19 protein-coding genes are annotated in these 23954 nt (G+C 68.6%); 3 read left to right on the forward strand and 16 right to left on the reverse strand.

All coding sequences use genetic code 11. From position 1 onward, the window contains the following. Positions 1-76: 76 nt before the first annotated feature. From AC6CID_RS16640 to thyX, 5 genes are all read right to left on the reverse strand, one after another. The gene (locus AC6CID_RS16640; protein ID WP_498354211.1) at positions 77-2848 is read right to left on the reverse strand and encodes a DNA translocase FtsK; all 2772 of its coding nucleotides are present in this window, start codon (positions 2846-2848) and stop codon (positions 77-79) included. A gap of 92 nt (positions 2849-2940) precedes the next feature. Further along, positions 2941-3567, reverse strand: coding sequence for a TIGR03085 family metal-binding protein (locus AC6CID_RS16645; RefSeq protein WP_033096529.1), 627 nt, complete (start codon positions 3565-3567; stop codon positions 2941-2943). 77 nt (positions 3568-3644) lie between these two features. Further along, entirely contained in the window at positions 3645-5450 is a 1806-nt protein-coding gene (locus AC6CID_RS16650) for a ribonuclease J (RefSeq protein WP_019289160.1), read from the reverse strand. Next, positions 5450-6355, reverse strand: a complete 906-nt coding sequence (dapA, locus tag AC6CID_RS16655; RefSeq protein WP_006551247.1) for a 4-hydroxy-tetrahydrodipicolinate synthase — start codon at positions 6353-6355, stop codon at positions 5450-5452. Before dapA ends, AC6CID_RS16650 begins: the two co-directional genes overlap by 1 nt. An 83-nt stretch (positions 6356-6438) precedes the next feature. Then, positions 6439-7194 carry an FAD-dependent thymidylate synthase gene (gene thyX, locus AC6CID_RS16660; protein ID WP_024100675.1) on the reverse strand — a complete coding sequence of 252 codons (756 nt, stop codon included), beginning with the start codon at positions 7192-7194 and terminating at the stop codon, positions 6439-6441. Between the two features lie 143 nt (positions 7195-7337). On the opposite strand from thyX, the gene AC6CID_RS16665 reads away from it, so the two are divergent. Both AC6CID_RS16665 and AC6CID_RS16670 read left to right on the forward strand, forming a co-directional pair. Next, on the forward strand, positions 7338-7937 hold the full coding sequence (locus AC6CID_RS16665; RefSeq protein ID WP_006551249.1) for a hypothetical protein: 600 nt from the start codon (positions 7338-7340) through the stop codon (positions 7935-7937). Positions 7938-7994: 57 nt separating this feature from the next. Continuing rightward, a complete protein-coding gene (locus AC6CID_RS16670) occupies positions 7995-8435 on the forward strand; it encodes an SRPBCC family protein (protein WP_006551250.1) in 441 nt (146 codons plus the stop codon). A gap of 2 nt (positions 8436-8437) precedes the next feature. Here the strand turns inward: AC6CID_RS16670 and AC6CID_RS16675 are convergent, their stop codons facing one another. From AC6CID_RS16675 to AC6CID_RS16690, 4 genes are all read right to left on the reverse strand, one after another. Next, positions 8438-8941: a flavodoxin family protein gene (locus AC6CID_RS16675; RefSeq protein WP_051424906.1), complete on the reverse strand. Its 504-nt coding sequence runs from the start codon at positions 8939-8941 to the stop codon at positions 8438-8440. Between the two features lie 64 nt (positions 8942-9005). Further along, on the reverse strand, positions 9006-9485 hold the full coding sequence (locus tag AC6CID_RS16680; protein ID WP_039587008.1) for a hypothetical protein: 480 nt from the start codon (positions 9483-9485) through the stop codon (positions 9006-9008). Beyond that, positions 9482-10237 (reverse strand): 4-hydroxy-tetrahydrodipicolinate reductase, encoded by a 756-nt coding sequence (gene dapB / locus AC6CID_RS16685; RefSeq protein ID WP_170318494.1) that lies wholly within the window; start codon positions 10235-10237, stop codon positions 9482-9484. The genes AC6CID_RS16680 and dapB overlap by 4 nt, the downstream gene beginning before the upstream one ends. 85 nt (positions 10238-10322) lie before the next feature. Next, positions 10323-10925: a TetR/AcrR family transcriptional regulator gene (locus AC6CID_RS16690; RefSeq protein ID WP_498354212.1), complete on the reverse strand. Its 603-nt coding sequence runs from the start codon at positions 10923-10925 to the stop codon at positions 10323-10325. 50 nt (positions 10926-10975) lie between these two features. On the opposite strand from AC6CID_RS16690, the gene zapE reads away from it, so the two are divergent. Continuing rightward, positions 10976-12028: a cell division protein ZapE gene (zapE, locus tag AC6CID_RS16695; RefSeq protein WP_498354225.1), complete on the forward strand. Its 1053-nt coding sequence runs from the start codon at positions 10976-10978 to the stop codon at positions 12026-12028. Here zapE and AC6CID_RS16700 read toward each other — a convergent pair. The 7 genes from AC6CID_RS16700 to AC6CID_RS16730 form a co-directional block, all read right to left on the reverse strand. Continuing rightward, complete coding sequence (locus tag AC6CID_RS16700; RefSeq protein ID WP_498354213.1) at positions 11977-13314, reverse strand: M16 family metallopeptidase; 1338 nt, start codon at positions 13312-13314, stop codon at positions 11977-11979. The two genes, zapE and AC6CID_RS16700, sit on opposite strands and share 52 nt — an antisense overlap. An 84-nt stretch (positions 13315-13398) precedes the next feature. After that, complete coding sequence (gene narI / locus AC6CID_RS16705; protein WP_064060418.1) at positions 13399-14130, reverse strand: respiratory nitrate reductase subunit gamma; 732 nt, start codon at positions 14128-14130, stop codon at positions 13399-13401. Beyond that, positions 14127-14792 (reverse strand): nitrate reductase molybdenum cofactor assembly chaperone, encoded by a 666-nt coding sequence (narJ, locus tag AC6CID_RS16710; RefSeq protein WP_006551258.1) that lies wholly within the window; start codon positions 14790-14792, stop codon positions 14127-14129. Before narJ ends, narI begins: the two co-directional genes overlap by 4 nt. Further along, positions 14789-16459: a nitrate reductase subunit beta gene (narH, locus tag AC6CID_RS16715; RefSeq protein ID WP_006551259.1), complete on the reverse strand. Its 1671-nt coding sequence runs from the start codon at positions 16457-16459 to the stop codon at positions 14789-14791. Before narH ends, narJ begins: the two co-directional genes overlap by 4 nt. 25 nt (positions 16460-16484) lie before the next feature. Beyond that, positions 16485-20180 carry a nitrate reductase subunit alpha gene (locus AC6CID_RS16720; protein WP_498354214.1) on the reverse strand — a complete coding sequence of 1232 codons (3696 nt, stop codon included), beginning with the start codon at positions 20178-20180 and terminating at the stop codon, positions 16485-16487. Next, positions 20177-21424 (reverse strand): nitrate/nitrite transporter, encoded by a 1248-nt coding sequence (locus tag AC6CID_RS16725; protein ID WP_160875927.1) that lies wholly within the window; start codon positions 21422-21424, stop codon positions 20177-20179. The genes AC6CID_RS16720 and AC6CID_RS16725 overlap by 4 nt, the downstream gene beginning before the upstream one ends. Positions 21425-21615: 191 nt before the next feature. Further along, positions 21616-23901, reverse strand: a complete 2286-nt coding sequence (locus AC6CID_RS16730; RefSeq protein ID WP_160875925.1) for a polyribonucleotide nucleotidyltransferase — start codon at positions 23899-23901, stop codon at positions 21616-21618. Positions 23902-23954 lie beyond the last annotated feature (53 nt).

Below are 23954 nucleotides of genomic sequence, written 5' to 3' on the forward strand. Positions count from 1 at the left end.
CAGCTCCCACGATTGTGCCACACATCGTCACTTCCCGCCGGAAGGCAACAGGGACGGCCGGTCGAACGGGCATGTCTCACTGCTCTGCGGCAGGCACTTCCACCGGATCCCCGCCGCCACGGATCGAGTACAGCAGGCCGTCGAGTTCCTCGGGTTTGACCAGCACCTCGCGGGCCTTGCTGCCCTCGCTCGGCCCGACCACGCCTCGGGTCTCCATCAGGTCCATCAGGCGACCGGCCTTGGCGAAGCCGACGCGGAGCTTGCGCTGCAGCATCGACGTCGAACCGAACTGGCTCGTGACGACGAGTTCGACGGCCTGCAGGAAGACGTCGAGGTCGTCGCCGATGTCGGGGTCGACGTCCTTCTTGTCGCCGGCCTTCGGGGCGGTGACGCCCTCGTTGTACTCGGGTTCGGCCTGGTTCTTGGCGAAGTCGACGACCCCTGCAATCTCCTCGTCGGTGATGAACGCACCCTGCAGGCGGATCGGCTTGCCCGCACCCATCGGCAGGAACAGTCCGTCGCCCATACCGATGAGCTTCTCGGCACCGGGCTGGTCGAGGATGACACGCGAGTCGGTGAGCGAACTCGTCGCGAACGCGAGTCGCGAGGGCACGTTCGTCTTGATGAGACCCGTGACGACGTCCACCGAGGGTCGCTGGGTGGCGAGCACGAGGTGGATGCCGGCGGCGCGGGCCTTCTGAGTGATGCGGACGATCGCGTCCTCGACGTCGCGTGGGGCCGTCATCATCAGGTCGGCGAGCTCGTCGACGATGGCGAGGATGTACGGATACGGCCGGTACACGCGCTCGCTACCGAGCGGTGCGGTGATCTCCCCCGATTTCACCTTCGTGTTGAAGTCGTCGATGTGGCGCACGCGGTTGGCCTGCATGTCCTGGTAGCGCTGCTCCATCTCCTCGACGAGCCAGGCCAGTGCCGCCGCGGCCTTCTTCGGCTGCGTGATGATCGGCGTGATCAGGTGCGGGATGCCCTCGTAGGGCGTCAGCTCGACCATCTTGGGGTCGATGAGGATCATCCGCACCTCGTCGGGCGTCGCGCGGATGAGCAGCGACACGAGCATCGAGTTGACGAAGCTCGACTTACCGGAACCGGTCGAACCGGCGACCAGCAGGTGCGGCATCTTCGCGAGGTTGGCGGAGACGAAGTCGCCCTCGATGTCCTTGCCGAGACCGATGACGAGGGGGTGATGGTCGCGGCGGGTCGACGGTGCTGCGAGCACGTCCGACAGCCGCACGAGTTCGCGGTCGGTGTTGGGGACTTCGATGCCGACGGCGGACTTACCCGGGATCGGTGCGAGCAACCGGACGTTGTCGGTCGCAACCGCATACGCGATGTTGCGGGCGAGCGCGGTGATCTTCTCGACTTTGACGCCGGGGCCGAGTTCGACCTCGTAGCGGGTGACGGTCGGGCCACGGGTGAAGCCGGTGACCGCGGCGTCGATCTTGAACTGTTCGAGGACCTCGGTGATCGCCTCGATCATCTGGTCGTTCGCGGCCGACCGCGTCTTGGGCGGGTCGCCCTTGGTGAGCAGCTCCAGTGAGGGCAGCGTGTAGTCGCCGTCGACCTCGCGGTCGCGCACGAACGTCTCGGCCGGTTCCGGCTCGGAGGTCTGGTCGACGACCTCGGGTACCGGGGCGGCCTTCGGCTTCTTGCGGGCGGGAGCCGGGGCCGGCGCTGCGGCCGGGGTCTCGGCGACCGAGGGCACCTCCAGTGTGGCCGGCGGTGAGGCGGGCGCCTCGGGTTCGGATGCGCGGTCGTCCCACAGCGGGAGCACCTCGGTCTTCGCGTCGCCGTCGAACTCGTCAGGCGGGTAGTTCTCCACCGGGGTACGCCGGCGGCGGGACCGCTTGGGGGCGGGCGGCTCGTCGATCGGGTAGCCGTCGGCGTCGAACATCGGCGGCTCGTCGTAGCCGTAATCGTCGTCGTAGTAGCCGTACTCGTCGTCGGCGCGGTAGCCGAGGCCGAAGTAGTCGCGGAACAGTTCGGGCAGCTCCCGCACCGTGGTGCCGGTGAGCAGCAGGATCCCGAAGCCCGCCGCGAGGAGCATCAGCGGCACGGACAGCCAGACGGTGAGCCCGGAAGTGAGCGGGCCGCCCACGGCGGCACCGACGAAACCGGCCCCTTCCGAGCGGCCCTCCGCGTCGGTGGGTGAACCGGAGGCGACGTGCCACAGGCCCAGTGCGGGGAGACCGACGAGCAGTCCGCCGACGACGAGCCGGGGACGGATCTCGGGATGCGGTTCGGTGCGCATGAGCGTCACCGCGATGCCGACCGCGACGAGCGGAAGGACCGCGCTCGCACCACCGGTTATGGCGCGGACGGCCGTCTCGACCCACTCCCCCACCGGGCCGCCGACGCCGAACCACACCGTGCCGGCGATGATCACACCGATGGAGATCAATCCGAGCGCGATGCCGTCGCGACGGTGTCCGGACTCGATCTCGGTGGCGCGACCCATCGTGCGGGTCGTGGCTCCGACAGCGCGGGCCGTCATCATCCAACCGGCGCCGACGGTGCGGCCCACGGCGGTGAGGATCCCCCCGGAACTGCGCCGGGGACGAGCGGGCGCGGGGCGTCGACTCGCGGCCGGAGCGCGACGTGCGGTGCCGCCGCTGCGACGGTTCGCGGTCGAGGCCGCGGCGCGCGGCTTGCGCGCAGGGGTGGACCGGGTCGATCCGGACGCCTTCGTCTTCGCGGTCGATCTGGTCTTCGAGGTGGAGGCACCCGCGCTGCGAGCACGGGAGGTGCTGCCGCCCGAGCCCCGCGCCCCCGTCCGCGACCGAGAGGTCGTAGACGACGTTCCGCGGCTGCCCGACGACTTTCCTGCCATATCCGCCAGGGTAGCCGCACGGACCTCTCATGAACCATCAGCAACACGGGTACCGGTCGGCGGCACTGGTCACACGCCGTCCGGGCGAGCGCTCACAGGCCGCGTTTCGATCCCGCCAGTTCGGAGACCGCCGACTCGTCGCCCTCGATCTCGAGCCGCACCTGGTCGCGGCCGAAGGCGTGCAGCACGAGTTCGGACGGTTCGCCGCGCAGCACGACGGTGCGCGGACCGCGCTTGCGCAGGGCGACCCGCTCGCCGGAACCGGACCTCTCGAAGATCACCGTGACGTCGCATCCGCCGTAGCTGTTGCGTCCGATCATCCGCGCGATGCGCCAAAGCTGGTCCTGATCGTCCGCCGACAGCGTCCGCGGCTCCCATCCGGGCTGCGCGCGGCGCACGTCCTCATGGTGCACGAACATCTCCGCCGCGTTGGCGACGGCGTCGAACAGGAACATCGGCGACCACTTCGGCGGGCCGGAATCGACGTCGGCGAGCACGTGTGCCCACTGTCGGTCGGTGGCGGAGCGTCGCACCTTCTCCGTGTGATCGGCCAGGGCCGGGACGACGATGCCGGGCATCGCGTCCACGCGGCGCTCGCGGACGAGCAGGTGCGCGGCGAGATCCCGGACCGTCCAGTCGCCGCAGAGCGTCGGCGCGTCGGGTCCGACCTCGGACATGGTGCGGACGAGGGCATGTCGTTCGCTTCGGGCGAGGCTCATTCCGCCACTCTAGCGATCACTCCTGCCCTCGCCCATCGCGCGAGCCCGCGTGTTCGGCGGGCCCGCGCGGACCGAAATCAGGAGACCGGGATCACCGTGGGCACGATCATCGGGCGACGACGATAGGTCTCGGCGACCCAGCGGCCGACGACCCGGCGGATGCCCTGGGCGATGCGATGGGTCTCCGTGACCCCTTCGGCAGCGAGTTCGTTGAGCGCCTTGTCGACGAGCTGCGCCGCCTCGTCGAGTGCGTCCGGGTCGTCGGAGAAACCGCGACCGGAGACCTCCGGGGTGCTCACCGCACGGCCGGTCGCGGCGTCGACCGCGACTGAGATGGAGATGAAACCACCCTCGCCGAGGACGAGACGATCGGACAGCGTGGACTCGCCCACGTCGCCTACCGACAGGCCGTCGACGTAGACGTGACCGACCGGGACGCGCCCGACGATTTCCGCGAGTCCGTCGACCATGTCGACGACCACACCGTCCTCCGCGAGCACGATCCGCTCGCGGGGAACACCCGTGGCCTCGGCCAGTGCGGCGTTCGCCCGCAGGTGGCGCCACTCGCCATGGACGGGCATCGCGTTGGTGGGTCGCACCGCGTTGTAGAGATACAGCAGCTCGCCGGCCGACGCGTGACCGGAGACGTGCACCTTCGCGTTCTGCTGGGTGACGACCTTCGCGCCGCGCTTGGCCAGGCCGTTGACGACCGCGAACACGGAGTTCTCGTTGCCAGGGATCAGCGACGACGCGAGGACGACGAGGTCGTCGGCCCGGATGTTGATCTGCCGGTGCTCGCCGCGCGCCATCCGGGACAGCGCCGAGAGCGGTTCGCCCTGCGAACCGGTGGAGACCAGCACGACCCGGTCGTCGGGCAGGCTCGCGGCGGTATCGATGTCGACCTCGAGGCCGTCGGGCACGTTCAGGTAGCCCAGATCCTGCGCGATCTGCATGTTGCGGACCATCGACCGGCCGACGAACGCCACACGCCGGTTGTAGCGCTCGGCGACGTCGACGATCTGCTGGATGCGGTGCACGTGGCTCGCGAAGGACGCGACGATCACCCGGTTGGCGGCCTTGCCGATGACGGTGTCGAGCACTCCGCCGATCTCGCGCTCCGGTGTGACGAAGCCGGGGACCTCGGCGTTCGTCGAGTCGACGAGGAACAGGTCGACACCCTCGTCGCCGAGGCGGGAGAAGCCCGCGAGGTCGGTGAGACGGTTGTCGAGCGGCAGCTGGTCGAGCTTGATGTCGCCGGTGTGCAGCACGATGCCCGCAGCGGTGCGGATCGCGACGGCGATCGCGTCCGGGATGGAGTGGTTGACCGCGAAGTACTCGCACTCGAACGGACCGTGCGAGGTGGTCTGCCCCTCGACGACCTCGACGAGGTTGGGACGCTGGCGGTGTTCGCGGCACTTCGCCGCGACGAGCGCCAGGGTGAACTTGGACCCGACGACCGGGATGTCGGGGCGCAGGCGCAGCAGGAACGGCACGGCACCGATGTGGTCCTCGTGGCCGTGGGTGAGGACGATCGCCTCGACGTCGTCCATCCGGTCCTCGATGTACCGGAAGTCGGGCAGGATCAGGTCGACGCCCGGCTGCTGGTCCTCGGGAAAGAGCACCCCGCAGTCGACGACGAGCAGCCGGCCCTGGTGCTCGAAGACCGTCATGTTGCGGCCGATCTCGCCGATACCGCCGAGCGCGACGACCCGCAGACCGTCGCGAGGAGCCTTCGGCGGCAGACCCAATCGCTCGGTGGGATCGACGATGCGGGCGTCCGGACGCTGGGGGTTCGCCGAGTTCTGCGCGACACGCCGCGGAACGCGGGCGGGCGGACCGGCGTTGCGGGTGGCGCGGCCCCGGCCGCGTGCGGGGCGGCTCATCACAGCACCCCCGCAGCCTGGAGATCCGCCGCGAGAGCGTCGATCTGTGCGGTCACCGGGGCGACCTGCGGCAGACGAGGCTCTCCCACGTCGATGCCGAGCAGCCGCAGGCCGGCCTTCGAGGCGCTCACGCCGCCCAGCCGAGCGACGGCGCGATAGATGGGCACCATCGACAGATTGATGCGGCGGGCGAGTTCGAGATCGCCGGCTTCGAAAGCGGTGTGCAGTTCGCGCAGGCGACCGGGCACGAGATGGCCGATGACGCTGACGAATCCGACGGCGCCGACGGACAGCCACGGCAGGTTCAGGGGGTCGTCGCCCGAGTAGAACTTCAGGTCGGTGGTACCGATCAGCTCGGCGCCCGCGTTCAGATCGCCCTTGGCGTCCTTCACCGCGACGATCCGGGGGTGCTCGGCGAGCAGACGCAGTGTGTCGGTCTCGATCGGCACGACGGATCGAGGTGGGATGTCGTAGAGCATGACCGGCAGATCGGTCGCGTCGGCCACCGCGACGAAGTGGGCGTAGAGGCCGGCCTGCGGGGGCCGCGAGTAGTACGGGGTCACCACGAGCAGGCCGTGTGCACCGGCTCGCGCGGCGTCGCGGGCGAGCTCGACGCTGTGGGCGGTGTCGTTGCTGCCGGCCCCGGCGATGATCTTGGCGCGGTCGCCGACGGATGCGAGCACGGCCCGCATCAGCTCCATCTTCTCGTTCTCGGTCGTCGTGGGCGATTCGCCGGTCGTACCGGCGAGAACCAGTGCGTCACAGCCACCGTCGACGAGGTAGTTCGCCAGACTCACGCCCGCATCCACGTCGAGCTTGCCATCGGCAGTGAACGGGGTCACCATCGCTGTGGCGACGGTGCCGAACGGAAGCTCGACAGCAGTTGCGGAATCACCGTTGGTCATGGTCAGAAGGCTACCGCGTGGCAGGGCCGGCTCGACACATGCCTGCCCCCCGAAGACGGATCACAGATCGGTGTGGTGGTCGATCAGAGGTCGGTCGCAAGCGTGGGAGCTGCGATCTCGCTGCCGTCGGCCAGCTTCGTGATCGCGAAGTCCGAGAACGCGTTCGGTGCGGCATCCGCGAGCTGACGCACACATTCGACGGCGAGACGCCGGATCTCGACGTCGGCATGTTCGGTCGCGCGCATGGCGACGAAGTGACGCCACGATCGGTAGTTTCCGGTGACGACGATGCGGGTCTCCGTGGCGTTGGGGAGCACCGCCCGGGCGGCCTCCCGGACCTGCTTGGCGCGCAACGGACCGGCGGGAAGATGCGAGAGCTTCTCGTCGAGCGCCGCCAACAGCGCCACATACGCCTCGCGGCTGCGCTCCGCGGCCGCGAAGAACAACTCCTCGAGTTCGGCATCGCCCGCAATCGCGGGCGGAACCACCACGGGCACCTCACCGTCGGCGACGAAACGCTGCGACAGCTGCGAGAACGAGAAGTGCCGGTGCCGGATCAGCTCGTGCGTGCACGAACGGGAGATGCCGGTGATGTAGAAGGTCGCCGTCGCGTGTTCGAGAACGGACAGGTGCCCCACGGTGAGCAGGTGACGGAGATATCCGCCGTTCGTCGCGGTGCGGGGGTTGGGCTTGGACCAGCTCTGGTAGCAGGCGCGACCGGCGAACTCGACGAGCGCTTCGCCGCCCTCGGCGTCGGTGTCCCAGTCGACGTCGTCGGGGACGTGGAACTCCGTCGTGGCGATGAGCCGGACCTTCGGAACGGCGGGTTCGGGCGCCATCGTCTCCTCCTCGCCTCGGTCGTCGCGCATCCTCCGGACGCGCCGTCTCTTCCGTCCGCACACTAACGCGCCTCGACCTGCGACGATCGATGACATCACGATGACACCTTGCGTGACATCATCGGTGACGTCACACTGGCGTCATGGACATCGACAAGTACACGTCCGCCATCACGGACTCCGTGATCTCCGCAGCCGAACTCGGCGACGAGCAGACCCGACGCACCGCCGCAGCCCTCGCGACCGCCATCGCCGCACCCGTCCGCCTCGCGGTCCTGGCAGCACTGTCCGACATGGCCAACGAGATCAGCGACGAACTCGGCGACCGCACCGTCACGGTGCGCCTCGACGGCACCGATGCCGTCCTCGCCGTCCACAGCGAACCCGCTCCCCCGCACGAGGATCCGACGCCGTCCTTCGAGGAGATGACGGGCGACATCAGCCGGGTCACCCTGCGCCTCGTCGAACAGATCAAGACCAAGGCCGAGGAAGCGGCGCAGCAGAGCGGAGTGTCACTCAACTCCTGGATGGCGCAGGCGGTACAGGGCGCCCTACGGGAGCAGATGCGCTATCAGCGCCGCGCCGACGAATGGCGCCGTCAGGGTGGCTGGGCGAAGCCCACCCCGCCCGCACCCACCGAGCCGCAGCCGTCCGACCCGAGCGACACCGCGGGCCCGGACGACGCCGCCGGCCGCAACGACACTGCGGGCCCCGACGACACGAACCCGCGCAGCGACGCGTAAGGCACCTCACCGCACGATAGAGTGCCGACGCACACAATCGGGCGACGCGGAGGGCGCATGGCAGTCAGCAGCACCAGGAGTTTCGACATCGACGCAACCCCGGAGCAGGTGATGGCCGCGCTCGCCGCGGTCGAACGCCTGCCCGAGTGGTCGTCGACCCACAAGTCCGTCACCGTCGAGTCCACCCACCCCGACGGACGACCCCACCGCGTACGGATGACCGTCTCGATCGTCGGCATCACCGACGAGCAGGTCGTCGAGTACTCCTGGAACGGCGACGGGTCGATGTCGTGGACCCTGGTGGAGAGCAGCCAGCAGCGCCAGCAGGACGGCGCCTACACCCTCACCGCCAAGGGATCCGGCACGACGGCCGAGTTCTCACTGACCATCGATCCGAAGGTCCCCATCCCCGGATTCCTCGTGCGGCGCGCCGAGAAGATGGCCCTCGAAACCGCCGGAAAGGGCCTCAAGTCGTTCACGGAGAAGAACTTCCGCTGACGTCAGATGTCACCGGCCGCGGTCGCCGCGACGATGGCGCCGAGCTCGTAGCACTGCTCGCGTACCTTCGCGTCGACCGGTCCGGTGATCTCGAGATCGGCAGCAGCCTGCACGAGACCCAACCCGGTGGTCAAGCGCCGAACCGACGCCACAGCGCCGGCGGTGTCGTTGTTCCCGTGCACCCACAGACCGTAGGGACGGCCGGCCACGGCATCGAGACACGGGTAGTAGACCGTGTCGAAGAAGTGCTTGAGCGCACCCGACATGTAACCGAAATTGGCTGTCGTGCCGAACAGGAAGCCGTCGGCGGCCAGCACATCGGGCACCGTGGCGCCCAGCGCGGGGACCACCCGGACGGTGACACCCGTGATCTCCGGGTCCCGCGCTCCCTCCAGGACGGCTTCGAGGATCTCGCGAGTCGGCGGCGAGGGGGTGTGATGCACCACCAGCACTGTGCGGGATCCGTCCTCGCGCCCTGCCTCGCCCGCCCCTGCCCGGTCTTCCACAGCCTCGTCCGTCACATCAGCAGGCTGCTGCACCATCTCGAGGTTGTCAAAGCCGCTCGCCGGTTCAGGAACCGGCGTGGCCGTCCCGTTCGAGCTTCTCGAGCGCAACGGCTCGGCGCATCGTCTCCCGCGCACGACTGCGGTCGCCCGCATAGTCGTAGGCGCGTGCGAGCCGGTAGGAGTTGCGCCAGTTGTCGGGGTCGGCTTCCCATTCCTGCTTCACGGTCGCGAACAGTTCGTCGGCGGCGTCCCGCTCGACCCGCCCCGACGGCATGCGGGGCAGGTCGTCGACGTCGAGTTCGAGGCCTTCGTCGTGGATCCGCCGCGCGAGGTGCTGATGCTGCAGCCCTGCGCGGAGGGTCGCGTAGACGATCCAGGCTCCCACGATCGGGAGAATGAGGATGCCGATCCCGAGACCGATCGCCGCGACCTCACCGGACCGGACCAGTTCCAGGCCGGTGGAGCCGAGCAGAACGAAGTAGAACCCCAGCGCCACCACGATGAACGCAATGGGGACGAGGACCTTGAGCGAGCCGGTTCTCACAGGTCGAGGAGGGGATCGATTCCGACGGTCAGACCCGGTCGCTTACCGATCTCCCGCACACCGAGCAGCACGCCGGGAGCGAAGGAGGAACGGTCGATCGAGTCGTGCCGAATGGTGAGGGTCTCGCCCTGGGTGCCGAGCAGCACCTCCTGGTGAGCGACGAGGCCGGCGAGACGCACGGAGTGCACGCGGACACCGTCGACGTCACCGCCGCGCGCACCGTCGAGTTCGGTGGTGGTGGCGTCCGGGCTCGGAGCCACACCGGCCTCGGCGCGGGCCTGCGCGATCAGACGGGCGGTGCGGTAGGCGGTGCCGGACGGGGCGTCGGCCTTGTTCGGATGGTGCAGCTCGATCACCTCGACGGAATCGAAGAACCGGGCGGCGGCCTGAGCGAAGCGCATCGACAGCACGGCACCGATCGCGAAGTTCGGCGCGATGAGCACGCCCACCTCGGGACGATCCGCGAGCCAGCTCCGCACCCGGTCGAGGCGCTCGTCGTCGAAGCCGGTGGTTCCGACCACGGCGTGGATGCCGTTCTCGACGAGGAAGTGCAGGTTGTCCATGACGACGTCGGGGTGGGTGAAGTCGACGACCACCTGGGTCTGCGAGTTCACGAAGGCGTCGAGGCTGTCGCCCTTGTCGACGGTGGCGACGAGCTCGAGATCGGACGCGGCGTCGACGGCGGCGCAGATCGCCTGGCCGACCTTGCCGGCAGCACCGAGTACACCCACCCGAACCTTTGTTGCATCCACTTGCGTCGTCACGCCCTTTCGTTGCCGTCTCCCCCGGAAATCCTACGCAACCACCCGTAGACGTCCCGAGCGGGTCGAACGCCACCTACTGCTGCGCGCAGAGCGCGTCGAGCCACAGAGCGACCGCCGAACGGATCTCGTCGACGCACGCCGTGTCCGAATCCGAGGATGTGTGGGCACGAGCGCCGTGGGTGCGGTCGAACAGAACTCCTTCGAGCAGGGTCACCAGATCGCGCCCCGCGGTCTCGGAGTCCGGCGCACCGAGCTCCCGCACGAGATCGGTGGCCGCGGAGATCGAGAACATGCAGGCCGCGAGCGCCTCGGCAGCCTCCGGTTCGAGGCGCGCGTCGGGCGCGAGCGCGTAGCGAGCCAGCACATCGGTGCGACGCACAGTGAGCAGGCGTTCGAGATAGCGCGCGATCAGGTCGGCAGGAGGGCTCGGGTCGCCGGTCGTGTCGTCGAACAGCGCGGCGAAATCCGCGCGCGACCGTTCGGCGAGGCGGGTGATCGCAGCCGAGACGAGCGCGTGGCGGGTTCGGAAGTAGTAGGAGGTCGATCCCTTCGGCAGGCCGAGGTGCACGTCGACGCCCGTGTGCGTCACCGCGTGGTTGCCACCGCGGGCGGCGAGTTCGAGGGCGGCATCGCTGATGGCCGTGCGCCGGGAGGGACGTTCGGGTGAAGTCGTCACTCTACGATGATAGAGTAACGGCCGTGAGGTTGCGCCGACGCAGAAACCGCATGTCGCCGAACACCGCCTCGTCGAACCCCGTCCCCCGCACGGTCTTCGAGGACGCCTCGCGCAGCCGGGGGTTCGTGCTCGATCCCGCGCAACACGACGCTGTCGAACAGCTGTGTCATCCCGAGCGCCCGAACGTCTACCTGTGGGGCCCACCCGGACGCGGCAAGAGCTGGCTCGCCGACGTGTACTTCTCGGCCTATCCCGGACGGAACAAGCTGCGCGTCCACTTCCACGAGTTCTTCCGCGACCTGCACGTCGAGCTGCGACGGCACCGCTTCGATCTCGACGCCGCACTCGATCACCTGATCGGCCGCGCCGAGCTCGTGTGCTTCGACGAGTTCCACGTCCACGACCCGGCGGACGGCACGTTCGTCGCCCGGTTGCTCCCCGCTCTGGTCGCTCGCCGCACGCGTCTCGTCCTGACCTCGAACTATCCTCCCCGCGACCTGCTCCCCAACCCGCTCTTCCACGACGGTTTCGTCCCGACCATCGAGCTCGTCGAGCGGTGCGCGACGGTCGTCGCTCTGGACGGTCCGCGCGATCACCGGCTCGATTCCGACCGTGCGCGGGGCTTCGCGTCGGGGATCTGGGCCGTCTCCCCGTCCGACCTGCAGCTACGACGACTCGGTCTCGAGCGGCCGACACCGGCCGAACATCGGGTCCTGCGCCCGGCGGGACGTCCGCTCCGCGCTCTACGGGCCGAGAAGGACTGTCTCTGGTTCGACTTCGGCGATCTCTGCGGGCACACCACGGCGCCGGCCGACTATCTGGCGCTCGCGGCGGACCACTTGTTCTGGGTCGTCGACAAGATCCCGGATCTGACGACCGTGGGTCGCGAACCCGCGCAGCGGTTCGCCAATCTCGTGGATGTGCTCCACGACCGCGACGTGCGGGTCGTGTTCGTCTCGGAGGTCGCGGCGTCGGAACTCGCCGCCAGAACCGGACCCGTCGCGCACGACATCGGACGCCTCCGGAGCCGACTGGCTCAGCTGAGGACGATTCAGGACACGAGCGCGCGCACCGACGCCGGAAGATCACGCGTGCGCCGGTAGGGGCCGGCGACGGCGACCGCGAACGGCCGGTGCAGCAGGTCGGCTGCCACGCTGCGCACCTCCTCGGTGGACACCGACGAGATGCGTTCGAGGGTCTCAGTGATGCCCCAGTGCTGCCCGTAGCTCAGTTCGCTGCGGCCGATCCGGTGCATGCGCGCCCCGGTGTCCTCGAGTCCGAGCACGAGACCGCCGCGCAGCGACCCCTTTGCGCGAGCGCATTCCGCGTCGGTGATGCCGTGTTCGGCCACGTCGGTGAGCACCTCACGGACCACCGCGGCGACCTCACCGAGATTGTTGGGCTGGCAGCCCGCGTACACGGAGAAGGCGCCGGTGTCGGCGAAGGTGTCGGTGCCGGAGTACACCGAGTAGGCCAGGCCCCGCTTCTCGCGCACCTCCTGGAACAGGCGCGAACTCAGCCCACCGCCGACGGCTGCGTTGAGCACCGACAGCGCCCAGCGACGCCCGTCGTGCCGACCGAAGGACCGCACGCCGAGCGTCAGGTGCGCCTGCTCGTTGTCGCGCTCGACGATGCTCATCGTCGGTGCAGTGCGCAGTTCGAGCCGTCCGTCGCGGCAGGGCGCGGGGGTGGCCGCGTCGTCCAGGTGACCGGCGAAGGCGCGGCGGACCAGTTCGACTGTGTGCGCGTGGTCGACGTTGCCGGCGACCGCGACGACCATCCGCGGCGGGGTGTAGCGGCGCACATGGAACGAGTGCAACTGGGTCCGGGTCATGGACTCGATCGACTCGACGGATCCGATGATCGGCCGGCCGATGGGGTGATCGCCGTACAGCGCGGTGAGCAGCGAGTCGCCGAGCAGATCCTCCGGATCGTCGTCGCGCATCGCGATCTCCTCGAGCACCACCTGACGCTCGACGTCGACGTCCGCGCTCAGGCACCGGCCGCGCAGGACGACGTCTGCGACGACGTCGACGGCGATCGGCAGGTCGTCGTCGAGGACGTGCGCGTAGAAGCAGGTGTGTTCCTTGCTGGTGAACGCGTTGAGCTCTCCCCCGATCCCGTCCATCGTCTCGGCGATGTCGAGAGCGGTACGCGTCGGGGTCGCCTTGAACAGCAGGTGCTCGAGGAAGTGGGCGGCACCTGCGACCGACGGTTGTTCGTCGCGGGATCCGACACCGACCCACACGCCGACGGCCGCCGAGCGCACTCCCGGGACGTGCTCGGTGACGACCCGCACTCCCCCGGGAAGGACCGAGCGGCGGACGCCGGTGGCCGCGACGGGTGCGGGGGTCGAAGCGTCGTTCTTCACGTGGGAACTGGAAGCCATGGGGATCTTCGGTGGTCCTGACAAGGTCGGAGGGCGCGGAACATTTCACAGTACACCGGGACTGTCCCCCACCATCGGTCGCGCTCACCACCCCCGTCGTTGCGGTTGCGAACCCACGAGCCGGCCGGGACGTGCCTCCTCGCGGCTGCGGTAGACGATGTACGGCCGGAACAGGTATCCGACGGGGGCACTGAAGGCGTGGACTAGGCGGGTGAACGGCCATATCGCGAAGAGCACGAGGCCGATCAGCGCGTGCAGCTGGAAGCTGAACGGCGCCTCCACCATCAGGTCGCCGCGGGGTTGCAGGACCCAGATCGACCGGAACCACGGCGAGACGGTCTCCCGGTAGTTGTGTTCCTCGCCCACGACACCCGACCCCATCAGCGTGGTGGCGAGACCCGCCACGATCGCGGCGACGAGCACGACATACATGACCTTGTCGTTGAGAGTGGTGGCGCTGAAGACGGGACCGCTGGTGCGACGGCGATACACGAGCAGGGAGATGCCGACGAGCGTCGAGACACCCGCGATCGTGCCGAGCGTGATGGCCTGCACGTGATAGGCGTGCTGACTCAATCCCACGGCGTCGGTCCACGACTGCGGGATCACCAGGCCGATGACGTGGCCGACGATCACGACCAGGATCCCGAAGTGGAACATGGGGCTCGCGATGCGCAGCAACCGCGCCTCGTACAGCTGGGACGAACGGGTGGTCCATCCGAACTTGTCGTATCGGTACCGCCACCAGGTCCCCACCGCGACGATCGCGAGCGTCACGTACGGCACCACGTCCCAGAAGATCTCTCCTGCACTCATGATTCCGGAACTCCTCGCCGGGGCGGCACCGTCAGGGTGAAGGGCTGCAGACCGATCGACTCGCGGGGCGGTCCCGCCTGCGCGAGGCGCCGGGCCCGTTCCTCGTCCCGGTCGGTGACCGGCGGGAGCGTCGCGCACACGGCTGCGACGACCTGCGCGTACGGCGAGCCGGCCTCGTGCAGGGAGGTGTGCAGCACGTCGAGGGCCACCCGATACCGGGTGAGGAGTTCCTCGCCCGCGGCGGGATCCACGGTGGCCGCGAATTCGAGGACGACCGGCAGATGGTCGGGTGATTCGTGGGCGGGCGGCTCGACGCCCGCGGCGCGGTAGGCACTCGCGAAGGCGTGCATCTCGGCGCCGCGATTCCGGGTGTCGCCCGCGGTCCAGTAGGTCAGGTACATCGTCGAGCGTCGCCGCAGGTCGAAGGTCTCGACGTACCGCTGGGCCAGGACGAGCAGATCCGGTTCGTCCAGTGCGCGGATCGCCGTCCCCAGCATGTCCTGCTCGGGACCGGTGATGTGGTCGACGAGCTGCCCGGCGACGTCCAGCCGTCCGGCGTGTCCGGCGTCGGGATAGGCGAGCAGCAGCGACGCGGCCTGACGGACGAGGCGACGGTGCAGGGCGCGATCGACGCCGGCGCGCCGTGGACGCAGCAGTCTCATTGCTTCTCCCCCCTCGTGTCGTGACCGCCCGGGAACATGCCCGTCGGTACGCCCTTGCCGTCCCAGTTCAGGAGGTTCACCCGCGACGGGTTCGACGCGTTCGCCGCCATCCCATCACTGGTCTGCCGCTGTGCGAGGGCGTGGAAGGTCTCGACCGCCACCGGGACCGGGACGCCGCTGGCCTCCCCGAACGGACCCGACTCGTACATGCCGGGGCCACCTTCGTAGGACAGCGCGCAGTCCGTCGCCGACTCCTCGAGCCGATGCCCTTCGGCCGCGTAGGCGGTCGGGATGACGTACCGCTCGTCGTACTTGGCGAGCGCGAGGAGCCGGTACATCTCGTAGATCCGTTCCTCGGTCATGCCGACGGCCTCGGGGATCTCGGGGCGGGTCTCGCGGCCGAGATTGATGTCGCGCATGTAGGAGCGCATCGCGGCGAGTCGTCGCAACACCGCCTCGACCGTCGCGGTGTCCCCGGCGGTGAACAGTTCCGCGAGGTACGCGATGGGGATGCGCAGGGCGTCGAGGGCGCCGAACAGGTTGCCGATGTCCTCGCCGTCGTGTCCCTCCCGGCTGACGGCGTCGACGACCGGTGACAGCGGTGGCACGTACCAGACCATCGGCATCGTCCGGTATTCCGGATGCAGCGGCAACGCGACCCGGTACGTGCTGATCAGGTCGTAGACCGGGGACCGTTGCGCGGCCTCGATCCACTCGTCGGAGATGCCCTCGGCGCGGGCGCCGGCGATCACCTCGGGGTCACGGGGGTCGAGCAGCAGGCCGCGTTGCGCCTCGTACAGGTCGGTGTCGTTCTCCACCGATGCCGCCTCCAGGACCCGATCGACGTCGTAGAGGACCAGACCGATGTACCGGAGCCTGCCCACGCACGTCTCCGAACACACGGTCGGCAGCCCCACCTCGACCCGCGGGTAGCAGAAGGTGCACTTCTCGGCCTTCCCGGTCTTGTGGTTGAAGTACACCTTCTTGTACGGGCATCCGGACACGCACATCCGCCAGCCGCGGCACCGGTCCTGGTCGACGAGGACGATGCCGTCCTCCGACCGCTTGTACATCGCGCCGGACGGACACGACGCCACACACGACGGGTTGAGGCAGTGCTCACAGATCCGCGGCAGGTAGAACATGAAGGTCTGCTCGAACTCGAGCTTGATCCGGTCGCCGACCTTCTTCAGGATCGGGTCGTCGGGCACGATCGCCGGTGAGCCACCGAGGTTGTCGTCCCAGTTCGCCGACCATTCCACCTTCATCGGTTCACCGGAGATGAGGCTGCGCGGCGAGGCCACCGGGACGTGGTCGCCGAGCGGGGCGTTCGTCAGGTTGTCGTAGTCGTAGGTCCACGGTTCGTAGTAGTCGTGGATCGACGGCATCTTCGGGTTCGAGAAGATGCGGGCGAGTTTCGCGAGGCGTCCACCGTCGCGGAGACGCAGCCGTCCCTTGGTATCCCGGACCCAGCCACCGCGCCAGCGTTCCTGGTCCTCGTAGGTGCGCGGATAGCCCTGGCCCGGGCGGGTTTCGACGTTGTTGAACCACACGTACTCGGTGCCCGACCGGTTGGTCCACGCCTGTTTGCAGGTCACCGAGCAGGTGTGGCATCCAATGCACTTGTCGAGGTTCATCACCATCGCGAGTTGTGCCATGACCTTCACGATCGCCTCGCTTCCTGCTCACGCATCAGTAGACGACCTCCTGGGATCGGCGACGCACGATCGTCACCTCGTCGCGCTGGTTGCCCGTCGGGCCGAGATAGTTGAACGCGTAGGCCGTCTGCGCGTATCCACCGGCCAGGTGGCTCGGCTTGATGAGGATGCGGGTCAGCGAATTGTGGATGCCGCCGCGGCGTCCGGTGGTCTCGCTGCGCGGGACGTCGATGACGCGGTCCTGGGCGTGGTAGACGAACACCACCCCTTCGGGCATTCGGTGCGAGACGATCGCCCGGCACACCACGACACCGTTGCGGTTGACGGCCTCGACCCAGTCGTTGTCGCTCACCGAGATCTTTGCGGCGTCGGCCGGCGACATCCACATCGTCGGCCCGCCCCGGGACAGCGACAGCATGAACAGGTTGTCCTGATATTCCGAGTGGATCGACCACTTCGAGTGCGGGGTCAGGTATCTCACCGTCAGACCGACACCGTCGCCGGAGCCGACCGCCTGTTCGCCGAACAACCGCGACATGTCGAGTGGGGGCCGGTAGACCGGGAGCTGCTCCCCGAGCTCTTCGAGCCAGTCGTGGTCGACGTAGAAGTGCATCCGGCCCGTCAACGTGTGGAACGGTTTCAGCTCCTCGATGTTCATCGTGAACGGCGCGTACCGGCGACCTCCCGTTTCGCTCCCCGACCATTCCGGGCTCGTGATGACCGGTACGGGACGGGCCTGGGTGTCGGCGTAGGTGATCCGCCGTTCCTCGCTGCCCTCCGCGAGGTGCACGAGTCGCCGTCCGGTGCGTTTCTCCAGTTCACGGAAACCCTCGACGGCGAGCCTGCCGTTGGACGTGCCCGACAGCGCGAGGATCGTGTCGGCCATGCGTTCGGCGGTGGTGATCGCCGGACGTCCCTGTCCGGCACCGGAATCCATCACGCCGAATCTCTGTGCCAGTTCGGCGACCTCACGGTCCGGCCGGGTCACGACGCCCTTGGTGTTCAACCCGAGGGACTCGACGAGCGGACCGAGCGTCGCCCACTTCTCCGCGATCGCACCGTAGTCCCGTTCGACGACGGTGAGCGGACCCATCGTCCTCCCCGGAACCGGCACCTCGCCGGTCGAGCGCCAGTCCCGCTCGGTGCCGGACGGATACGCCATCGCTGCGGGCGTGTCGTGCTGCAGTGTCCCCATCACGATGTCGGTGCGGGTTCCCAGGTGGGTCCGGGCGAGGGTGCTGAAGGTCTGCGCGATGGCGCCGAAAGCGTCGTAGTCCGAACGGGTTTCCCAGGGCGGATCGACCGCTGCGGTGAAGGCGTGGATGTAGGGGTGCATGTCGGTGCTCGACAGGTCGCCCTTCTCGTACCAGGTCGCGGCGGGCAGGACGATGTCGGAGAACAACGTTGTCGAGGTCATGCGGAAGTCGATCGACATGAGCAGGTCGAGTTTTCCTTCGGGCAGGTCGTCGGGCCACGCCACCTCACCGGGCCGCAGGCCGGGGGCGGTCGGCTCGGCCTGCACGTTGGAATCGGTGCCGAGCAGGTGCCGCAGGAAATACTCGTTGCCCTTGCTGGACGAGCCGAGCAGGTTCGACCGCCACACGCTGAGCACGCGCGGCCAGTTCCGCGGGTCGTCGGGGTCGGTCACCGACAGTTTCAGTTCACCCGAGGCGAGTTGCTGCGCGACGTGCTGCGGGATCTCCCGTCCCGCCGCCCGTGCCTGTTCGGCAATCTCGTGGGTGTTGCGGTCGAACTGGGGATAGAAGGGTGTCCAGCCCATGGCGACCGCGGACGCCATGACGTCCATCGTGTGCTTGTCGCGGAAACGACCTCGTCCCAGCGGACTGGCCAGCGCGTCGGCACGGTAACCGTCGTAGCGCCACTGGTCGGTGTGCACGTACCAGTAGGAGGTGCCGGCCATCTGGCGAGGTGGGCGAGACCAGTCCGTCCCCATCGCCATGGCCGCCCATCCCGTGACGGGACGGCACTTCTCCTGGCCGACGTAGTGCGCCCACCCGCCTCCGTTGCGTCCCATGCAGCCGGTGAGCATGAGCAGCGCAAGTACGGCGCGATAGGTCGCGTCGCCATGGAACCACTGGCAGATGCCGGCCCCCATGATGATCATCGAACGCCCGCCCGACTCCTCGGCGTTGCGGGCGAACTCCGTCGCGATCCGGATCGCCTGGGCCGCGGGCACCCCGGTGAGGGCCTCCTGCCAGGCCGGGGTGTACGGCGAGCCCGGGTCGTCGTACCCGCTCGGCCACTGCCCGGGCAGGTCGAGCTCCGGACGGTTCACCCCGTACTGCGCGAGCATCAGGTCGAAGACGGTGCACACGAGGTGGTCCCCGATCCGACGGACCGGCACGCCCCGTTCGATGCTTTCACCGTGCCCGTCGATGGTGTCGAAGCTCGGCAGGTACACCGCCGCGGTCTCGCCCGCTCCCCCGCCGCCGGGCGCGACCGTCAATGTCGGGACGAGGTCGCCGAGTTCGAGATTCCACTTTCCGATGCCGTCGTCGCCGTAGCGGAAGCCGAGGGAGCCCGGCGGTACGACGACGGTGTCGGTCGCACCGTCGACGAAGACCGGTTTGAAGGCCGCGTTCTCGACGCTGTGCCCGAGATCGGCGGCGGTGAGGTTCTTGCCCGGCACGAGCCTTCCGTCGCGTTCCTCGACCCGCACGAGGAAGGGCAGGTCGGTGTACCGGCGCACGTAGTCGACGAAGAACGGCACGCGCTGCCGCACATAGAACTCGGTGAGGAGCACGTGGCCCATCGCCATCGCCAGGGCACCGTCGGTACCGGCCGCGCACGCCATCCACTCGTCGGCGAACTTGGTGTTGTCGGCGTAGTCCGGACTCACCGAGACGACCTTGGTGCCGCGGTAGCGGACCTCCGTCATCCAGTGCGCGTCCGGGGTGCGGGTGACGGGCACGTTCGAACCCCACATCATCAGGTAGGAGGCGTCCCACCAGTCCCCGGACTCGGGTACGTCGGTCTGATCGCCGAAGACCTGCGGCGACGCCACCGGTAGGTCGGCGTACCAGTCGTAGAACGACGTCATCACGCCGCCGAGCAGTTCGACGAACCGGGATCCGGCGGCGAAGGAGACCATCGACATGGCGGGGATCGGCGAGAAGCCGGCCACCCGGTCGGGTCCGTACTCCTTGATGGTGTGGACGTGCGCGGCGGCGATCATCTCGGTGGCCTCGGCCCACGTGACGCGCACCAGTCCGCCCTTGCCGCGGGCACGCTGGTAGCGGCGGCGCCGTTCGGGATCGTTCTGGACGTCGGCCCAGGCGAGCACCGGATCGCCGAGTCGCTGCCGCGCCTCCCGGTACATCTCGACGAGCAGCCCGCGCGCGTACGGATAGCGCACGCGCGTCGGCGAGTAGGTGTACCAGGAGAAGGCCGCGCCGCGCGGGCATCCGCGCGGTTCGTACTCGGGACGGTCGGGACCGACTGTCGGATAGTCGGTTTCCTGGGTCTCCCAGGTGATGATGCCGTCCTTGACGTAGATCTTCCACGAGCACGAGCCGGTGCAGTTCACCCCGTGGGTCGAGCGGACGACCTTGTCGTGGCTCCAGCGGTCCCGGTAGAAGATGTCGCCCTCGCGGCCACCGCGCCGCGTGACCGTGCGTGTGTCGTCGGACTGCTCGCCGGAGGTGAAGAACCGTCCGCTGCGCACGAGCAGTTCCTCGATCCGGTTCCCGACTCCGGCGGTGTCCGTCACGGCTTCTCCTCACGTACGTCGCGGGTTCCGGATCGTGCGACAGGGGGCGGTTCGTGGGCGTGCAGCCGAAATGCGGTGTAGAACAGGCACACCAGTGCCGTCGCCGCGAGCAGGAGCAGACCGACGGTGTAGTCGTTGCCTTCGGCGTCGTAGGTCGCGCCCATCACCAGTGGCGGGAAGTAGCCGCCGAGCCCACCGGCAGCGGCGACGATGCCGGTGACACTGCCCACTGTGTGCGCCGGGGCGCGGCGCGCCACCCACGCGAAGACACCGCCGGTGCCGATGCCGAGGAAGATCGCCATTGTGATGAACGTCAGCGCCGACCACAGGTCGGGCGGGGGCTGGAAGGTCGCGATCACCGCCATCACGGCGGTGCCGGTGAACGAGGCCAGGACCACGTATTTCGGCGGCACCCGGTCCGACAGCGCTCCGCCCACGGGCCGGGCGAGGACCGCGGCGAGCGCGAAACCCGCCGTGCGCGTACCGGCGTCGACGGCGGAGAAGCCGTAGATCGTCTTGATGTAGGTGGGCAGATAGTTGCTGAACGCCACGAATCCGCCGAACACGACCGCGTACAGGAACGACATCTCCCAGGTCACACCGAGTTTCGCCGCGGCTGTCAGTTTGGGCAGCACCGGGTCGGTGTTGGGACGGAAATCGGGAGCATTGCGCATCATCAGGATGCACACCACGGCGGTCACGGCGAGGGCGGCCGCCACGACGATGTGGGTGGGCACCAGCCCGAACCAGTTCACGAAACGCGGGGTGAAGAAGGCCGACAGGGCCGTGCCCACCATGCCCGCCCCGAACACGCCGGTCGCGAAGCCGCGGCGGGCGGGTTCGTACCAGTTGTTGGCGAACGGGATCCCGACCGCGAAGATCGTGCCGGCGATGCCGAGGAAGAACCCGCAGACCAGGAGCAACGGATAGGAGCCGGCCTCGGCGGCGAATCCGACCGCGACGACGGGAACGATCGACGACAGCGAGACGGCGATGAACATCGCCCGTCCGCCGTACCGGTCCGTCATCGCCCCGACCGCGATGCGACCGAGGGAGCCCACGAGGATCGGCGTGGCCACCAGCATCGACGCTTCCGTGCTGCTGAGCGACATGTCGGTGGCGTAGGTCGTCGACAGCGGCCCGATCATGTTCCAGGCCCAGAAGTTGATGGCGGACACCCAGGTTGCCAGAGCCAGATTCGCTCCGCGCAACCTCCCGAGATCCGCCTGCGTGTCCGTTCTCACATACTCAGGGAACCATTCCCGGGCGCGGTCCGGACCCGGTTCGGCGGAACCTCACCCGGATGACGTCCGGCCGTTGCACCCCGGTAACCATGGTCTGCCGGAAACGACGCACCCGTGGTGCCCGACCGGATGTCGGGCACCACGGGTGCGGGGTTCACGCGCCCACCGGGAACCGGCAGGCGGGTGGGTGATCAGGACTCGGCGTTCTCGCCGGTCGCAGCGGCCTCGGCCGACTCGTCCTCGACGGGGACGAGGCTGATCTTGCCGCGGTTGTCGATGTCGGCGATCTCGACGCGGATCTTCGAACCGACGTTCACGACGTCCTCGACCTTGGCGATGCGCTTGCCGTTGCCGAGCTTGCTGATGTGCACCAGGCCGTCGCGGCCGGGGAGCAGGGAGACGAACGCTCCGAACGCCGTGGTCTTGACCACGGTGCCGAGGAAGCGCTCGCCGACCTTCGGCAGCTGCGGGTTGGCGATGGCGTTGATCTTGTCGATCGCGGCCTGCGCGGACGGGCCGTCCGCTGCACCGACGTAGACGGTGCCGTCATCTTCGATGGAGATGTTGGCGCCGGTCTCCTCGGTGATCGAGTTGATCATCTTGCCCTTGGGGCCGATGACCTCACCGATCTTGTCCACCGGGACCTTGATGGTGGTGATTCGCGGAGCGAATTCGCTCATCTCGTCGGGCGTGTCGATGGCCTCGGCCATGACCTCGAGGATCGTGGCGCGGGCATCGTGGGCCTGCGAGAGCGCACCGGCGAGGACCTGCGACGGGATACCGTCGAGCTTGGTGTCGAGCTGCAGGGCGGTCACGAAGTCCTTCGTGCCGGCGACCTTGAAGTCCATGTCGCCGAACGCGTCCTCCGCACCGAGGATGTCGGTGAGGGCGACGTAGCGGGTCTCGCGGGTGCCGTCCTCGAGCTCGACCTCGTCGGAGACCAGGCCCATGGCGATACCGGCGACCGGGGCCTTGAGCGGCACACCGGCGTTGAGCATCGATAGCGTCGAGGCGCAGACCGAACCCATGGACGTCGAGCCGTTCGAGCCGAGGGCCTCGGAGACCTGACGGATGGCGTAGGGGAACTCCTCCTGGCTCGGCAGAACCGGGATGAGCGCGCGCTCTGCGAGGGCACCGTGGCCGATCTCGCGACGCTTCGGCGAGCCGACACGACCGGTCTCACCGGTGGAGTACGGCGGGAAGTTGTAGTGGTGCATGTAGCGCTTGCTGGTCTCGGGACCGAGCGAGTCGACCTGCTGCGCCATCTTCACCATGTCGAGCGTGGTGACACCCATGATCTGGGTCTCGCCGCGCTCGAACAGCGCCGAACCGTGGGCGCGGGGAACGACCGCGACCTCGGCGGAGAGGGCACGGATGTCGGTGACACCGCGGCCGTCGATGCGGAACTGGTCGCGCAGGATGCGCTGGCGCACGAGCTTCTTGGTCAATGAGCGGAAGGCAGCGCCGATCTCCTTCTCGCGACCCTCGAAGTTCGGAGCGACCTGCTCGAGCACCTCGACCTTGATCTCGTCGGTGCGGTCGTCGCGCTCCTGCTTGCCGGCGATGGTGAGCGCCTCGGCGAGCTTCTCCGACGCGGCGGACTCGACCGCGGTGTAGACGTCGTCCTGGTAGGGCGGGAACAGCGGGAACTCACCGGTGGGCTTCGCGGAGGCGGCGGCGAGCTGCTGCTGCGCGATGCACAGGCGGGCGATGAACGGCTTCGCCGCCTCGAGGCCCTCGGCCACGACGGACTCGGTGGGCGCCTGGGCGCCACCGTCGACGAGCGCGATGACGTTCTCGGTCGCCTCGGCCTCGACCATCATGATCGCGACGTCCGCGGTGTCGGGGTTGTCCGCCCCACCGACAATGCGACCGGCGACGACCATGTCGAAGACGGCGTTCTCGAGCTGCTCGACGGTCGGGAACGCGACCCACTGGCCCGACTTGTTGTCGTCGGAGACGATGAGCGCGACACGCACGCCACCGACCGGGCCGGAGAACGGCAGGCCGGCGAGCTGGGTGGAGGCCGACGCGGCGTTGATCGCGACGACGTCGTAGAGGTCGTTCGGGTTCAGGCTCAGAACCGTGACGACGACCTGGATCTCGTTGCGCAGACCGTCGACGAAGGACGGGCGCAGCGGCCGGTCGATCAGACGGCAGGTCAGGATCGCGTCGGTGGAGGGGCGTCCCTCACGACGGAAGAACGAGCCGGGGATGCGACCCGCGGCGTACATGCGCTCCTCGACGTCCACCGTCAACGGGAAGAAGTCGAACTGGTCCTTGGGCTGCTTCGAGGCGCTGGTGGCCGAGAGCAGCATGGTCTCGTCGTCGAGATAGGCGACGACCGAACCGGCGGCCTGGCGTGCGAGGCGGCCGGTCTCGAAACGGATGGTGCGGGTGCCGTAGGCACCGTTGTCGAGCGTTGCGGTGGTCTCGTAGACCCCTTCGTCGATCTCGACTGCGGTAGTGCTTGTCATCTGTATGTCTTCTCTTCCCTCTTCGTCTTCGCCGTACCCGCGCGGGCGCCGCG

The organism is Rhodococcus sp. GQ147, assembly GCF_059759155.1.